The 14,492-nt window shown below is 65.2% G+C and carries 13 protein-coding genes and 3 tRNA genes; 7 read left to right on the top strand and 9 right to left on the bottom strand.

Translation table 11 applies throughout. The annotated features are described in order from the left end of the window. Positions 1-2,897 (bottom strand): autotransporter outer membrane beta-barrel domain-containing protein (locus tag KYC_RS26910; RefSeq protein ID WP_043519352.1); only part of this gene is annotated, 2,897 nt, incomplete at its 3' end. Between KYC_RS26910 and KYC_RS30010 the strand changes: the two genes are divergently transcribed. Both KYC_RS30010 and KYC_RS26905 read left to right on the top strand, forming a co-directional pair. Further along, entirely contained in the window at positions 2,896-3,189 is a 294-nt protein-coding gene (locus tag KYC_RS30010; protein ID WP_238531999.1) for a hypothetical protein, read from the top strand. The genes KYC_RS26910 and KYC_RS30010 overlap by 2 nt on opposite strands. Positions 3,190-3,663: 474 nt before the next feature. Continuing rightward, positions 3,664-4,179, top strand: coding sequence for an ureidoglycolate lyase (locus KYC_RS26905; protein WP_008168480.1), 516 nt, complete (start codon positions 3,664-3,666; stop codon positions 4,177-4,179). On the opposite strand, the gene mnmH is transcribed toward KYC_RS26905, so the two are convergent. Together mnmH and acpA are read right to left on the bottom strand one after the other, a co-directional pair. Further along, complete coding sequence (mnmH, locus tag KYC_RS26900) at positions 4,160-5,206, bottom strand: tRNA 2-selenouridine(34) synthase MnmH (RefSeq protein ID WP_008168478.1); 1,047 nt, start codon at positions 5,204-5,206, stop codon at positions 4,160-4,162. The genes KYC_RS26905 and mnmH overlap by 20 nt on opposite strands. A gap of 149 nt (positions 5,207-5,355) precedes the next feature. Next, positions 5,356-7,092, bottom strand: coding sequence for an acid phosphatase (acpA, locus tag KYC_RS26895; protein ID WP_008168476.1), 1,737 nt, complete (start codon positions 7,090-7,092; stop codon positions 5,356-5,358). Between the two features lie 218 nt (positions 7,093-7,310). Here acpA and KYC_RS26890 point away from each other — a divergent pair. Together KYC_RS26890 and KYC_RS26885 are read left to right on the top strand one after the other, a co-directional pair. Further along, positions 7,311-7,387, top strand: a tRNA-Arg gene (locus KYC_RS26890). A 128-nt stretch (positions 7,388-7,515) separates the two neighbouring features. Then, positions 7,516-7,592: transfer RNA gene (locus KYC_RS26885), tRNA-Arg, on the top strand. 124 nt (positions 7,593-7,716) lie between these two features. Here the strand turns inward: KYC_RS26885 and KYC_RS26880 are convergent. After that, positions 7,717-7,938, bottom strand: coding sequence for a DUF3079 domain-containing protein (locus KYC_RS26880; RefSeq protein ID WP_008168475.1), 222 nt, complete (start codon positions 7,936-7,938; stop codon positions 7,717-7,719). Between the two features lie 172 nt (positions 7,939-8,110). Between KYC_RS26880 and KYC_RS26875 the strand changes: the two genes are divergently transcribed. Then, positions 8,111-8,187: transfer RNA gene (locus KYC_RS26875), tRNA-Arg, on the top strand. Between the two features lie 148 nt (positions 8,188-8,335). On the opposite strand, the gene KYC_RS26870 is transcribed toward KYC_RS26875, so the two are convergent. The 3 genes from KYC_RS26870 to KYC_RS26860 form a co-directional block, all read right to left on the bottom strand. Then, positions 8,336-8,584, bottom strand: a complete 249-nt coding sequence (locus tag KYC_RS26870; RefSeq protein WP_193353360.1) for a hypothetical protein — start codon at positions 8,582-8,584, stop codon at positions 8,336-8,338. 97 nt (positions 8,585-8,681) lie between these two features. Continuing rightward, positions 8,682-9,284, bottom strand: coding sequence for a helix-turn-helix domain-containing protein (locus KYC_RS26865; RefSeq protein WP_043519351.1), 603 nt, complete (start codon positions 9,282-9,284; stop codon positions 8,682-8,684). Positions 9,285-9,395: 111 nt separating this feature from the next. Continuing rightward, on the bottom strand, positions 9,396-10,181 hold the full coding sequence (locus KYC_RS26860; RefSeq protein ID WP_008168472.1) for an SIR2 family NAD-dependent protein deacylase: 786 nt from the start codon (positions 10,179-10,181) through the stop codon (positions 9,396-9,398). A 167-nt stretch (positions 10,182-10,348) separates the two neighbouring features. On the opposite strand from KYC_RS26860, the gene KYC_RS26855 reads away from it, so the two are divergent. Next, entirely contained in the window at positions 10,349-10,963 is a 615-nt protein-coding gene (locus KYC_RS26855; RefSeq protein ID WP_008168471.1) for a cysteine dioxygenase family protein, read from the top strand. Positions 10,964-11,041: 78 nt separating this feature from the next. Then, positions 11,042-11,806: an IclR family transcriptional regulator gene (locus KYC_RS29135; RefSeq protein WP_008168470.1), complete on the top strand. Its 765-nt coding sequence runs from the start codon at positions 11,042-11,044 to the stop codon at positions 11,804-11,806. Here the strand turns inward: KYC_RS29135 and KYC_RS26845 are convergent. Together KYC_RS26845 and KYC_RS26840 are read right to left on the bottom strand one after the other, a co-directional pair. Further along, the gene (locus KYC_RS26845; protein WP_238531998.1) at positions 11,715-13,355 is read right to left on the bottom strand and encodes an FAD/NAD(P)-binding protein; all 1,641 of its coding nucleotides are present in this window, start codon (positions 13,353-13,355) and stop codon (positions 11,715-11,717) included. The two genes, KYC_RS29135 and KYC_RS26845, sit on opposite strands and share 92 nt — an antisense overlap. Then, positions 13,352-14,320, bottom strand: a complete 969-nt coding sequence (locus KYC_RS26840) for a Bug family tripartite tricarboxylate transporter substrate binding protein (RefSeq protein WP_008168466.1) — start codon at positions 14,318-14,320, stop codon at positions 13,352-13,354. Before KYC_RS26840 ends, KYC_RS26845 begins: the two co-directional genes overlap by 4 nt. Positions 14,321-14,492: the final 172 nt, after the last annotated feature.

Raw genomic sequence — 14,492 nt, 5'->3', positions numbered from 1 at the left:
GTCGACGAACCGTTGCCCGTCGACGGACCAGTACCCGTGGACGGACCTGTACCCGTGGACGAACCGTTGCCCGTGGACGAACCGTTGCCCGTCGACGAACCAGTGCCCGTCGACGGACTGGTGCTTAGCGCCGAGGTCAGATACCAGTTGCCGTCGGCGGGCAGCGACGGGCTGTTGTGTTGCAGGGTGTAGGCGTAAGCGCCCGCCACCACCGCCTGCTGCCCGTCGGCGGTGACAAAGTCCCCAGTCAGTGCAAAGGCGTTGGCGGGCGAGGCTCCGCCGATTTCGATGACCTTGATGCCGTTGACCGTCTGCGCACCGGCGCCGCCCCGGTTGGTAACCGATACTTGGGTGGTGCCGGAGACGTCGCCGGTGATCACCAGCCGGTCAGTCGGCGAGGCATCGCCGTCCAGCACGGTTTCAAGGTGCAGCGCGCCGCCCGCGCTCGTGTAGTTTCCGGCAATGGTCATGTTGCCGATGGACGAACCCGGAGCGACCGTGCCGCGGCTCAGGACGCTGCTGGCAACCTTGCCGGTGCCGGACAGGGTTGCGCCCGCTGCGATGTCGATCGAACCGCCGACCGTGCCGGCAAGCGCCGTGCTGCCGAACTTCAGGGTTCCTGCGCTGACGCGCGTCAGGCCCGTGAAACCGGACAGCTGGTCGTCCACATTAAGAATGCCGGAGCCGTTTTTAACGAAGGCGCCGCTGCCGGCTAGCGCTGTGGAAAGTTTCCAGTCGTTGTGGTCGGTTGCTACAAACGTGCCGTCGTTGTGGATGCTGGCCGCGCCGAGGTCTTGACTGCCCGATGCCCGCAGTACCGAGCTGGCGTCGATTTCGAAACGCCCAGCAAAAAGGGAGTAATTGCCGTCAAGCCTGACATCCGAGCCGTCCCGGATCTGAACCGTACCCAGGCCGGAAAGTGGCGTCTGCATTACGCCGTTGGCGACGCCCGTCCAGGCGGGGTCATGCGCACTCAGGTTGCCGAAGCGCAGGATGTCGGAGGCCGACGTCAGCGTGATGCCGGAGGCGTTGTTAAAGGCATCGGGAGAGTTGAGCAGCAACTGCGATCCCCCCGAGACCGTGACCGAGCCGGTATAGCCGGCCTGCGCGCCATTGACGTGAACGATGTTCGGGCCGTCATGTCGATTGATCAGCAGTGAACCGTTGCCAAACAGTGTGCCGGCCTCGATGCTGCCGCCGCTTATGGATTCTGGGGATCGCTGCTTATCCGTGATGGTCAGGGCGCCGTCGATGCCGATGCGGCCGCCCGCAAGCGTGTTCAGCGCGCCGACGGATTGGCTGTGGCCGTTCATGGCCACCGCCGCACCCGCGTCCACGAAAAGGTTATCGGTTTGGCCCAGGACATGGTTTTCGTCCAGGCGCAGCGTTCCGGCACGAACCAAGGTTGCGCCGGTATAGCTGCTGTTAGTGTTCGACAGCCTGAGTTCGGCGGGGCCTTCTTTGACGAGGTCGCCCGAGCCGCTTATCGCCATGTGTGCCTCCCAGTTGCGGATGTTGGCGGTTGCCACAAACGTGCCGTCGTTGTGGACGCCTGCCGTGCCAAAGGGCAAGAAGTGCGTTGTTCGCAGTACCGAGCTGGCGTCGATCTCGAACCGCCCGGAAAAAGGGGAGTTGTTGGGGGGAAGGGTGTTGTTGACGTGAAACGCGACTTCCGCGCCGTCTCGGATCTGAACCGTGCCCAGGCCGAAAAGTGGCGTCTGTATTATGCCGTTGGCGACGCCCGTCCAGGCGGGGTCATGCGCACTCAGGCTGCCGAAGCGCACGGTGTCGGAGGCCGAGGTCAGCGTGATGCCGGAGGCGTTGTTAAAGGCCTGGGTAGAGTTGAGCAGCAACTGCGATCCCCCCGAGACCGTGACCGAGCCGGTATAGCCGGCCTGCGCGCCGTTGACGTGAACGATGTTCGGGCCGTCATGTCGATTGATCAGCAGTGAACCGTTGCCAAACAGTGTGCCGGCCTCGATGCTGCCGCCGCTTATGGATTCTGGGGATCGCTGCTTATCCGTGATGGTCAGGGCGCCGTCGATGCCAATGCGGCCGCCCGCAAGCGTGTTCAGCGCGCCGACGGATTGGCTGTGGCCGTTCATGGCCACCGCCGCACCCGCGTCCACGAAAAGGTTATCGGTTTGGCCCAGGACATAGTTTTCGTCCAGGCGCAGCGTTCCGGCACGAACCAAGGTTGCGCCGGTATAGCTGCTGTTAGTGTTCGACAGCCTGAGTTCGGCGGCGCCTTCTTTGACGAGGTCGCCCGAGCCGCTTATCGCGCTGGGTACCTCCCAGTTGTTGATGCCGGCGGTTGCCACTAACGTGCCGTCGTTGTGGACGCCTGCCGTGCTAAGGGGCAAGAAGTGCGCTGTTCGCAGTACCGAGCTGGCGTCGATCTCGAACCGCCCGGAAAAAGGGGAGTTGGTGGGGGAAAGGGTGTTGTTGACGTGAAACGCGACTTCCGCGCCGTCCCGGATCTGAACCGTGCCCAGGCCGAAAAGTGGCGTCTGTATTATGCCGTTGGCGACGCCCGTCCAGGCGGGGTCATGCGCACTCAGGCTGCCGAAGCGCAGAATGTCGGAGGCCGACGTCAGCGTGATGTCGGAGGCGTTGTTAAAGGCATTGGGAGCGTTGAGCAGCAACTGCGATCCCCCCGAGACCGTGACCGAGCCGGTATAGCCGGCCTGCGCGCCGTTGACGTGAACGATGTTCGGGCCGTCATGTCGATTGATCAGCAGTGAACCGTTGCCAAACAGTGTGCCGGCCTCGATGCTGCCGCCGCTTATGGATTCTGGGGATCGCTGCTTATCCGTGATGGTCAGGGCGCCGTCGATGCCAATGCGGCCGCCCGCAAGCGTGTTCAGCGCGCCGACGGATTGGCTGTGGCCGTTCATGGCCACCGCCGCACCCGCGTCCACGATAAGGCTATTTCCAGCGGTGATGGGGCTTGCGTGTCCGATATACGGCATGCCACAGAACGCAAGCAGCGATGCGCCGTATGTGACGCGAACCAAAGGTGAGCGCAGATTTATTGTTGAGGCGGCCTCCTGGTTCCTGGCCCCCCTGATGGCGGTCACTATTGCATTGCTGATGAAGGGAGCCGATTTTTCATGCGGGTGCCGCGCGGCTTCATGCGTTGTTGCGGCATCCGGCAATGAAGGTTGGATAAGCGTAGATTTCCTGTAAGGGTTAGCAGACATAAGACCCACCGATTCAGTTGATATTGACGTTGGTGTTGACCTTTGGTGAAGCTAGGTCAGTACCGCGGCATTCTTCAGTGAAAGTCTCGCCAGATATATGGGATAAGTACGAAAGTTAGCTTCCTTTGTGATATGTCATTGATAAATAACGACTATTTAAAAGCGAGTCGGGTGCCAGGCGGCCGGGTTCTGTCAGGGGCGGGACGGGGCTAACGGGTTTGCGGGCATGTCGCGGTCGTGATGGGCGAACGAGCGCAGGCGCGGCGGTGAGATCGTGTTCTGCATACACATGAATGCCGCGCCGGAAATCAAGAAAGGTCTTGGTTATCGTAGAATCCAGGTGCAGTCAGCCCGCAACGGCGGGGGGGCTGCTCAATCGACTGGCGAGCCTGGCGTTCCTCCCGTGCGCAGCTCGAATCACCAAGGTCGCCTCATCAGGCCCGAAAGCGCACAACTTCAGATGCTGCCCCATCGAATCCCGCTCGCCGCGCTGACGCCCGCTGCCTTTGCCCCTTACGGCGCCGTGATCACCAGCGCAGGCCGCGATGGCCGCGATATCAACGCCGGGACGACGCTACGCGTGGATATGCCGGAGCCCGACATCCTGAGCCACGGCGGCCGCCCTTCGCTCAGTGTGTTCCGCGCCAGGCCGGGCAGCCTGCCTTTCGAAGTGAAGATGATGGAGCGGCACCGCTTGGGCAGCCAGACCTTCGTGCCGATGATGGGCACGCCGTTCGTGGTGATGGTGGCCTTGGGCGCCACGGCGCCGGACATGGCGACGCTGAAGGCTTTCCGCGCGGATGGCGGCGCCGGCATCACGCTGGGGCCCGACGTCTGGCATCACCCTCTGCTGGCGCTGGCTGCGGGCGACTTCGTCGTGCTGGAGCGCAAGGGGGAGGAAGTGGACTGCGAGATCTTCGACATGCCTGCTGGCATGTGGTTGGTGGATGAACCCGTCATCGCAGCCGCTCAATGAGCGCCCGGGCCTGCTCCAGCACGTCGGCGTCATTGGGCCGAAAGTCCATGCGCAGGGCCTGCGGCAAGCGCACGAAGTGCGATTGGGAACTGCGCGCATAGGCGGGGTCGTAGTGGCGTTCGATAAGGTCGCGCGCCAGGTCTACGCGGCGGCCTTCGTCCACGAGCCTGATCCAGCCGCCGATGGTGTCGCGGCTGTGCAGGCCCAGCATGCGCTGCAATTGCGCCTTCAGCCACTGCGGGTCGTCGAATAGCTGCGCGTAGTCCTGCTGCAGAAAGGCCGTGCGGTCTTCGCGCGTGGCGCGGACTTCGATGCAGGCTCCCTGGTGCATGGCGTGCAGCAAGGCGGCCGGCACCTCGACCGCGCCGATCTTGCGGCTTTCTGCTTCGACGAAGACCGGCAAGCCGGGATCGAATTCGCGCAGGCGGGCGGCGAGCAGGGTGTCGAAACGCTTTTGCGAGGGCTGCTGCGCGTTGGGCAGGGCGCCCAGCAGCGAGCCGCGATGAGAGGCGAGCTCCTCCAGGTCCAGCGTCTGTGCGCCCGCTTGCATCAGGGCGTGCAGCAGCCTGGTCTTGCCGCTGCCGGTGGGGCCGGTCAGCACCACGTATCGCAGCGCGGATGGCAAGGCCTGCAGGGTTGCCAGCGTGGCGCCGCGGTAACTCTTGTAGCCGCCGTCCAGTTGCCGGGCGCGCCAGCCGATCATGTTGAACATGAGCGTCATGGAACCCGAGCGCTTGCCGCCGCGCCAGCAGTACACCAGCGGACGCCAGCGTTGGGGACGGTCCGCAAAGGTGGTCTCCAGGTGGCGGGCGATGTTGCGGGCGACGATGGCGGCGCCGGCCCGCGAGGCTTCGAAGGGCGAAATCTGCTTGTACATCGTGCCGATCAGCACGCGCTCTTCGTTGCTGAGCACGGGCGCGTTGCAGGCGCCGGGAATGTGGTCGTCGGCAAATTCCAGCGGCGTGCGCACGTCGATGACTTCATCGAATTCATGCAGTTTGTCCAGGCTGGCAAGCAGGTGCTTCACGGGGATGGCCTCGGCGGGTAGACCATGGATTTTCGCACGCTGCGGGCCGTACGCATCCACGCAGCACCCGCCCAGATCATGGAGGCTTCATTCAAATGCGGAAGGGGTGGCGGGCGCCGCGCAGGCGGGCCCGCCGCCGCAGACGCGCCTCAGGCGCCGAAGGTCAGCGCATTGGTCAGGTCGCCCATTGCAGCCTGGCCGCGGCCGGTCATTGCGTCATCGCGCGCCTTCAGGCCTTCCAGCATGGGCAGGTCAAAAATTCGCGTCGCCAGGCGCAGGATCGACCCCGTGTCGTAGACCGTGTGGTCCACGGTGCCCTTCTTGGCGAAGGGCGAGGCGATCACCGCGGGGATGCGCGTGCCAGGGCCCCAGCGGTCGCCCTGAGGCGGCGCCACATGGTCCCACCAGCCGCCGTTTTCGTCGACGGTGATCACGACCACCATGTTGTCCCACTGCTTGCTTTTCCTGAGACTGTCCACGATGTGCGCGATGTGACGGTCGCCCGAGTCCACATCCGCATAGCCCGCGTGCATGTTCAGATTGCCTTGCGGCTTGTAGAACGTCAGCGGGGGCAGCGTGCCGGCCTCGGCGTCGGCAAGGAACTTGTTGGTCGAATTCAGATCGCCCAGGCCGCCGTCGCGGATATGCGCCGTGCGCGCTGCGGTGCCGGGCGCGGTGCTCTTGAAATAGTTGAAAGGCTGGTGATGCGCCTGGAAGTTGGGCGACGACGGGAAGCCGGTGCTGGCGGTCGAGTCCACGGCGGCCTGCCAGCCGCCGGCGTACCAGGCCCAGTCCAGTCCCTTCGCGCTCATCAGGTCGCCGATGTTGGCGTGCGATTGCGGCGGCATGGTCTGCGGGCTGGTCGGGTCGGCTAGCGTCGGATCGGTGGTGTCGCGGCTGAACGATGGCCAGTAGGGCGGGGCCATGGTATTGACGCCATAGCCGTCGGGCGTCAGGGCGCTGGCCCCGAATTGCGGAATGCCCGTCAGCGCGCTGGCGGGCGACGCCGGCTTGGGCGCCAGGCGCGGGTCGGCGGGGTCGGAGCTTTGCAGTTGCGCGATCTGGGTCTTGGCGACCGAATCCGCAGCATCGGGATAGAACGGCGGGCGTCCGGCCACCAGATACTGATGGTTCAGGAACGAGCCGCCGAAGGCGCCCTGGAAGAAGTTGTCGCACAGTACGAATTCCTGCGCCAGCTTCCACAGGCGCAGGTTGTAGGCCGAGTCGCCATAGTGGCCCATGACCAGCGCGCCAGAGTCCGCCCAGGCGACAAACTTGTCGTTCTTGCCGCCGTTGATCTGCATCTGGTTCTGATAGAACACGTGCCAGAGGTCGCGCGTGACGACGCCCTGGGGCAGGGGTTCGCCCTGCGGCCCTTGCAGTGCGAAGGGCGCGTTGGGCAGGTTGTTCATGTAGGCCGCCGCCTGATCGACCTGGTAGGCGATGTGGTTGACCTGCTGCGACGTGGGCACCATGCCGTTCCAGACGGGCGGAAGCACGGACAGCGGCGTGCCGTCGCGATCGAGCTGGGTGTAGTCGGCCGCCGTGAGTGCGGACAGGGGCTTTTCGACGCCGGGGAAGTTGGCGAACAGGTTGTTGAAGCTGCGGTTCTCGGCAAAGATCACGACCAGCGTTTTGACGTTCTCGCGCAGTTGCGTGGTCAGGTCCGGGGCCGGCGTGGGGTCGGGGTCGGGCGTTGGCGTGGATGCCGCGGGGGTGTCGTCGTCATCGTCGCTGGAGCAGCCGGACAGCGCGCCCATGGCGGCCGCGCTGGCGCCCAATGCGGCGATGCCGGTCAGAAAGCCGCGGCGGGTGGCGCGTACGGGCGGCGTTGCGTCCGTGGATTCCTGGGAAGGTTCTCCAGTGCTTTTTTCTTTGTCAGACATGAATGGGACTCTTGAGCTTGCGGATGGCGCGGCGCACTGTCATTGCGTCGCGAGATCGCCGGATGACAGCCGGCATCGGTAACGGCCGCTAGGCTAAAGAGACAAGGTTTTATCGGTGTGACCATCCGCTGTCGGGAAGCTGTACGCACGCGATACATGCGCTGCCCGACTTGCGCGAATTTAGAAACAACGCTATTATTCAAGGCTTGCTTTTTGACGCGCCCGTAGCTCAGCTGGATAGAGTACCTGGCTACGAACCAGGGGGTCGTAGGTTCGAATCCTGCCGGGCGCACCAAGTTTCACGTTGCATGCATCATTGATGCGGGCAGCCTGGGATCAGAAAAGCAAAAGCATTAAAAAAAGCAGTGCAATAGTAGTAAACGCGGCACGATTATTCTGATATAATTTTGCCTCTTTGCCGGAGCGCCCGTAGCTCAGCTGGATAGAGTACCTGGCTACGAACCAGGGGGTCGTAGGTTCGAATCCTGCCGGGCGCACCACTTGTCGCAAGACAGCCGCAAAGAAAATGGAAAGGCCTTTGATCTTGAATCGAAGGCCTTTTTGTTTTGCGTCGCCGGTTTGCTTGCGGATGCGCGTGCGGCCATGATTGGCGGCCACGCAGCGTCAGTGGCTCATTGCTTCTTCTTTCCTGGCTTGCGGCTTTTCGTCGTTGTCGTCGAATCCCCAGTCTCCGAACAGATACCAGTCGTCGCCCAGCGATTCGGCGGGATGCATGGTGCGTCCGGAGCCGTTGCCGCAGGCCATGGAATCGGTGGGGCAGTAGCGGTCGCAGCCCCAGCAGATGCGTTCGGGGTGTTTGGGGTGCAGGGGAAACTTCTTGGCCATGCTTGTCTGCCTGATGCGTTTCTATGAAGCTTTGTTCAGCGTACTGCGCTGTGCATGTGCGTTTCATTGATATCGCACAAACACGCCGGAGGCAGGTTGGTCCATGACCGGATTTTTCCCAGCCGATTTGCATGGCATGATTCTTTCGTGTTATAAACACGCCTCTTTCGGGGCGCCCGTAGCTCAGCTGGATAGAGTACCTGGCTACGAACCAGGGGGTCGTAGGTTCGAATCCTGCCGGGCGCACCAACTTATTCGAAATCACGCAAAACAGCGCGGTTTCAGCGGTAAAAAAGGCGGCTTGATGGTTTTCCATCAAGCCGCTTTTGTTTTGTCCGGCGCAGCCCTGCGCAAGCTCACGACGTTTATGAACATCGTGGTGGCGCGCTTTGTGACGCTAGCCGCGTCGTCGGTCCACCGCCGTCAATGATGTGCCGGTCTTGAGCAATTGGTAGGTCTGGCCGCCCAGCCACGCGACTTTTTCGCCGGAACTGGTGCGGCAGACGCAGTGGGTCTTGGGGTCGAAACGGGAAGTGCCCAGCGCGGAGTACGCGCCGGGATCGGAGACGAATCGTTCTATGCGGTACAACGTGCCGTCGGGCGACGTGGCAAGCACGTCGGTCAATCGTCTTGCGGTGCCGAGCATTTTCAATACCTCCATGCGCGGGCCGTTTTGAGTCGGCGCCAAAGTCGTTTGAACATTTCGTAGTGCCGGCGCGAAAAGCATGCCGCCGAGCCGGGCGCTAACGAAGCTGTCCTCCTAACAATGAATCATCGAGTTGTTCCGGGGAAACGCCCAGGGCCGCCGACACGCGATCAAGGATGATCTGCCGGGGCCGCGGACGCGGCCGTTCCAATTCAATATAGATGGAGTGGTCGACGCCCAGCCGAGCAGCCATATCCGCAGTGGTGATATTGAGGTGCTCGCGCCACGCGCGTATCAAGCTCCAATCGTTGCCGGTTTTTAGATTGACTACAGCTGTCGGCAAGTGCCTGAGGGCGTTGGCAAGATCATTGCGCGTAGCCCCACGAGCGACTGCTGCGTTTTCATCGCCCGGAGCGCCGCCGCTTTTGCGGTTCTCGCCCCGAGGTGTGGTGGTCGCGGATTCGGCAAGGTAGATAGCGTCGCCGTCCATCTGGCGATACTGGTTGTTGCCGATCCAGCACAGGGTTTCGCCGTTATCGAGCTTGCATTCGCAATCCAGGTGGTAATTGCTGGGCATGCCCTCAAGCTTGGCGATGGTTTCCGTCGTCGTGGCATGGCGCACCACACGGTGCAGCACACCGTCTGGCGAACGTACGAAGACATCGGGAAGTCTCCAGGAAAACGGAATGATCATCTCCACAATCGAAACCCATTACAGCACTGTATCGCTCTGTTGCAATGGTGAGATTTGGGGTTTCCCCTCGGCTGGCGTGCGCGGCGTCAATGAATGCCGCATGCGGCCCTTACTTCCTCACGAATCCTCGCCGAAGCCTGCGCTGGCGAGCAGGCAGGGCATCACGTCGGCGGCCGCGCCGCGCAGATTGTGGTGCGCCTGCGCATCCAGCGGCGTGGCGGCGGGATTGACCTGCACGACCGTGGCGCCGCCCGCCAGGGCCAGCCGGGGGAGTTCCGCCGCCGGATAGACCAGCGACGAGGTGCCGATGCTGAACAGCAGGTCGCAGCCCTGCGCCGCCCGCAAGGCGTCGTTCCAGGCCTGGGCGGGCAGGCTTTCGCCAAACCAGACCACGCCGGGCCGCACGGGCGCGCCGCAGGCGGTGCAGGCCGGGGGCGTGATGCGGCGGCCGGCTTCGGGTTCATCGGGGACATCCACGGCAAAGGCCTGTGGCGACGCGCAGCGCGAACAGCGCGGCGCGTGCAGGCTGCCGTGCAGGTGCGTGACGCAGGGGCTGCCCGCGCGTTCGTGCAGGTCGTCCACGTTCTGCGTGATGACGGCCAGTTCGGGCACGTGCCGCGCCAAGTCCGCGATGGCCCGGTGCGCCGCGTTGGGCGCGGCGCGCAGGACCTGCGCGCGCCGCCACTCGTACCAGCCCCAGACGATATCGGGATCCGCCGCAAATGCTTCGGGGGTGGCCAGCGCCTGTGCGTCAAAGCGCGACCACAGGCCGGTCAGCGCGTCGCGGAAGGTGGCGATGCCGCTTTCCGCGGAAACCCCGGCGCCCGTGAAGACGACGACGCGCCGCGCCTGGCGCAGCGCCTGCGCCAGCGCGGGCGGAATATCGTGATGCGTGTTTTTCATTTCCAACCTTGCAGACAGTCCGATACGCTGCACGCGCGGGCAAGGACCTGTCAAGCGCCGCTTTGCGGGAACTAGGGGCTCCGTGCGGGGAGGGGACGTGCGCGGATGTCCCGAATGGTGGATACTGTTTTTTCAATCTGGGATTCCAATCTGCTGGGAGACAAGCAATGCCTGAATCGAACGCCGGACTGGACCGGCTGCGCCGCTTTATCGCCACCGCGACCCGGCTTGCGTCGCCCGAGGCGCTGGCGCAGACGCCCGAGCTGGAAGCCGCGTTCGCGGACCTGGTGGGCCACGACGACTGGCTGCCCGAGGCCTGTACCGCGCCGCATCCGCAGTACTACCAGCAGTACCTGCTGCATTGCGATCCGCTGGAGCGGTTTTCGCTGGTGAGTTTTGTGTGGGGGCCGGGGCAGTTCACTCCGGTGCATGACCACGAAGTCTGGGGCTACGTGGGCATGCTGCGCGGCGCCGAGATCAACCAGCGCTACGTCCGGGATGCCGCAGGCCGCCTGGCGCAGCAGGGTGACGCGACGACCCTGCGCCCCGGCGACGTAGAACGCCTGTCGCCAGCCGAGGGCGACATTCATCGGGTGTCCAACGCCTACCCCGACCGCGTGTCGATCAGCGTGCATCTGTACGGCGGCAATATCGGCGCGGTCTCGCGCCATGTCTACGATCCCGCGACCGGCCAGGCCAAGCCTTTCGTGTCGGGATATTCGTCGCCCAGCCTGCCCAATCTGTGGGACCGGTCGGCGGCGGTGCGCGCCGCGCTGGCCTGATCCGGGCGCGCCGAAGGCGTTGTTCCCGCGCGGTGTCTCATGCTATGTTCCCGTCCTGAATATTAGGAAAAATGACGAATGGACAAGACGCTGCTCAAAGGCCTGATGGTGTTGGAGGCGGTGACCGATGTGGACAATCCGCCGCGCACGATCGACGCGCTGGCCGCCCGCGTCGGGCTGACCCGCAGCAATACGCACCGCACGCTGCAGACGCTGATACATGCGGGCTACGTGATCAAGGACGATGACGGCGGCGGCTACCGCGGCGCGGTGCGCCTGTTCGAACTGGCGGCGCGGCAGTTGGCGCAGCTGGACGTGCGCAAGCTGGCCGCGCCCTTCATGCGCACGCTGGCGGACCAGACCGGCGAGACCGTGCATCTGTCGGTGCTGGACGGCTTTGATGTGGTCTATGTGGACAAGATCGACAGCCCGCAGCCCATCCGCGCGTATTCCATGGTGGGCGGCCGCGCGCCGGCCTATGCGGTGGCCACGGGCAAGGCCCTGCTGGCCTATCAGGCCGAAGGCTACGTCGAACGCTATGTGGACCAGCTGGTCCGCCACACGCCGTCCACGATCGTGTCGATGCCGCTGCTCAAGGATGAGCTGCGCAAGATCGAGCGCGCCGGCTATGCGGTCAATCGCGGCGAATGGCGTGAAGGGGTGGGCGGGCTGGCCGTGACCGTGTTCAACAGCCTGGACCAGCCCGTGGCGGCGGTCGGGATCTCCGGTCCGCTTGACCGCCTGAGCGCCGCTAGGATGAAGCAGCTGGCGCCGGATGTGGCGGCCTGTGCGCAGTCCATCTCGCAAGGGATGGGGTATCGCCGGGGCTTCCTGGATCAGTAGCGGCCAGCGCGGCCGCGATGCGCTCGGCCTGGCCCTGCGCGAGCCGGGCGTTGACGTCCATGGACGTCGTCCAGAAGTACGTGCCGCCCGCCAGGCTGCCCAGTACCGAGATGCCGGCCTGCGAGTGTCCGTGGGCGTCCTGCAGGCAGCCGGTGGCGTAGTCCAGCGCCAATCCGCCCTGCGGGTCGGCGCGGGCATGGCCCTCGCGCAGCAGCGCGGCCACCAGCGGGTCCTGCGTGCGCGCAGCGTCCACCGAGAAGCTGGTGGCGTTGATCAGGTAGCGGCTGGAATGCGTGATCTCGCCGTCCGCGGTGCGCAGGCGCGTGTGGAATGCGCCGTCGGCCGGGTTGTGGACGCTGTCCAGGTAGCCGGGGGCGACGCGCAACTGACCGGTTTCCAGCAGCGCCTGCAGCTTCAGGGCATTGCGCATCGGGAACGTGGCGCGCCGCGCCATCCAGAGCGATCGCCAGTCCGACTGGAAGCGGCCGCGCTCGCTGAGCGGCAGCAGATGCCAGATCTGGTCCACCGCGGCATTGGTGGCCGCCGCCACCGCCTGCCAGGGACGGGCCGCGGCCGCCGAGCGGCGTATCTCTGCGTCCAGCGCCGCACGCGCGTCGCCATCGAGTCCGAAGACGTCGTCGTCGTCCAGCGATCCGCCCAGCGCCAGCACTTCGTTGCGCAGCGCATCCCACACGACGTCCAGCGACAGCGCGCCGCCGTGCCGCGCGGCCAGCAGCAGGGCGCCGTCGCGGCTTAACTGCCGCAGCATGTCGGGCGGCCTGTTGTGCGGGCTGCGCACCGAAGGCAGGCGGCCATTGCGCGACGTGCACAGGATGGGGCCGCGATGGCCGGCCTGCTGCAGCGCCGCCACGGCGTCCACCGCGCTCAGGCTGGTGCCCACAACGCACACCGGCGCATCGGGCGCAATATCGGCCGCAAGCGCCGAAACCGGGTAGGGGCTGTTGAAGTAGCCCGGCGCGCCTTCCAGCGCGGGAAAGGCCTGCGACGGCAGGTTGCCGTTACACAGCACGGCGTATCGCGCCCGCAGCGGCGCGCCCTGTTCGGGTTCGACAAGCACGCGGCCATCGGGCAGCGGCGCCACCCTGCGCACCCGGCTGGGCACGTGCGCGAGCGCCACGCCCAGCGTTCGCGCAAGCGTCTGGCAGCGCGCGTAGACCGCGCGCAGGTAGGCGCCGAAGAGCGGCCGCGGCAGGAAGTCCGACGGATCTATAGCGGTTACGCCGTAGCCGTGCAGCCAGGCGGGATCCTGCTCCCGCAGCCAGTCGACGAAGTCCAGCCGCCGATCCGCCCGCGCGGACATGTTGCCGGCGGGGATGTTGAGCAGATTGCTGGGCAGGTCGTCCTGGTAGGCGCCGCCGGGACCGGGGTCGGCCTGGGGCTCGAACAGGTGGATCGCTGGCGGCCGGGTGGCGGCCGCGGCGTTCTGCGCCAGCAGGAACTGATAGAGGAAGCTGACGGCGACCGAGCCGCCGCCCACGATGGCCAGGTCTGTTTCAGCTGGCGGAAGCGAGGGGCGGGGCGCCATCATTTCGCCGCCGACAGGCGCACCACGTCGGCCCAGCGCGCAACTTCCCGCTTGAGCATGGCGCTGGTGTCCGCGGGCGACGTGGCGATCGCGTCGGCGCCCAGCTTCAGGGCGGCCTGCTGCACGGATTCCATGGCGGCGGCCTTGCGCATTCCCGCCGACAGCTTGTCGACGACTGCCGGCGGCGTGCCCGTGGGCGCGAGCAGGGCGTAGGTGGTGGCGACGGAATAGTCCTTCACGCCCTGTTCCTTCAGGGTCGGCAGGTCGGGCAGGGCGGTGGCGCGTTCGGCGGTGGTGACGCCCAGCAGCCGGATCTTGCCGCTGGCCACCTGCGGCAGCAGCGCGGGCAGCGTTTCGATGACCATGTCGATCTGGCCGCCCAGGAGATCGGTGATGGCCGGGCCGCTGCCGCGGTAGGGCACGTGCATGAGCCGCACGCCCGTGACAGCCTGGAACAGTTCGCCGGCCATGTGTTGCGATGTGCCGGGCCCGGCCGACCCGAAGGTGATGGATCCCGGCTTGCTCTTGGCCAGCGCGATCAGTTCCTGCACGTTTTTGGCCGGGATTTTGCTGCTGTTCACGGCCACCGCCATTGGCATGCTGGTGGCCATGGACACGCCGACGAAGGCAGTGCCGAAGTCGTAGCCGGGCTTGTCGGGCATGGCCGCGTGGATCGCGTGGCTGCCCACCGCGCCCATCAGCAGCGTGTAGCCATCGGCGGCGGACTTGGCGACGAATTCCGCGCCGATCTCGCCGCCCGCGCCGGCCTTGTTCTCGACGACCACGCTCTGCCCCAGGTAGTCGCCCAGATGCTGCGCGTAGATGCGCGCGGCGGCATCGGTGGCGCCGCCAGGCGGGAAGGGCACCACCATGCGCACGGGTTTCGCGGGCCAGTTGTCGGCCGCGGCGGGGTTGGAGGCCAGCGCCAGCACCGCGCTGGCCAAGGCAATACGCCACAACAGTCTCATGCAAGTCTCCTCGGTGGGGGCGGGCCGGCATGCGGGGCCGGGATCCGCTGTCGCGGGGCGGCTTGGTCGCTGCGGTCCTTTCTATAAATCCTAAAATATAGGATTTGAATTTCAATAAATGGTTTACGTAGAATTCCACACGGTGATATGCTGGTCAACAATTAACCGTGGC

It is taken from the genome of Achromobacter arsenitoxydans SY8 (assembly GCF_000236785.1).
Lineage (GTDB): Bacteria > Pseudomonadota > Gammaproteobacteria > Burkholderiales > Burkholderiaceae_B > Achromobacter > Achromobacter arsenitoxydans.
The sequence above is the reverse complement of the archived record's forward strand: the minus strand, read 5'-3'. Positions and strand labels throughout refer to the sequence as shown.

Coding starts and splice junctions, on each gene's coding strand:
- KYC_RS26905 (WP_008168480.1), top strand. CDS start 3,664: ATGCTGCCCCATCGAATCCCGCTCGCCGCGCTGACGCCCGCTGCCTTT.
- KYC_RS26845 (WP_238531998.1), bottom strand. CDS start 13,355: ATGATGGCGCCCCGCCCCTCGCTTCCGCCAGCTGAAACAGACCTGGCC.
- KYC_RS26860 (WP_008168472.1), bottom strand. CDS start 10,181: ATGAAAAACACGCATCACGATATTCCGCCCGCGCTGGCGCAGGCGCTG.
- acpA (WP_008168476.1), bottom strand. CDS start 7,092: ATGTCTGACAAAGAAAAAAGCACTGGAGAACCTTCCCAGGAATCCACG.
- KYC_RS29135 (WP_008168470.1), top strand. CDS start 11,042: ATGGACAAGACGCTGCTCAAAGGCCTGATGGTGTTGGAGGCGGTGACC.
- KYC_RS26840 (WP_008168466.1), bottom strand. CDS start 14,320: ATGAGACTGTTGTGGCGTATTGCCTTGGCCAGCGCGGTGCTGGCGCTG.
- KYC_RS26870 (WP_193353360.1), bottom strand. CDS start 8,584: ATGCTCGGCACCGCAAGACGATTGACCGACGTGCTTGCCACGTCGCCC.
- KYC_RS30010 (WP_238531999.1), top strand. CDS start 2,896: ATGGCCACCGCCGCACCCGCGTCCACGATAAGGCTATTTCCAGCGGTG.
- KYC_RS26880 (WP_008168475.1), bottom strand. CDS start 7,938: ATGGCCAAGAAGTTTCCCCTGCACCCCAAACACCCCGAACGCATCTGC.
- KYC_RS26855 (WP_008168471.1), top strand. CDS start 10,349: ATGCCTGAATCGAACGCCGGACTGGACCGGCTGCGCCGCTTTATCGCC.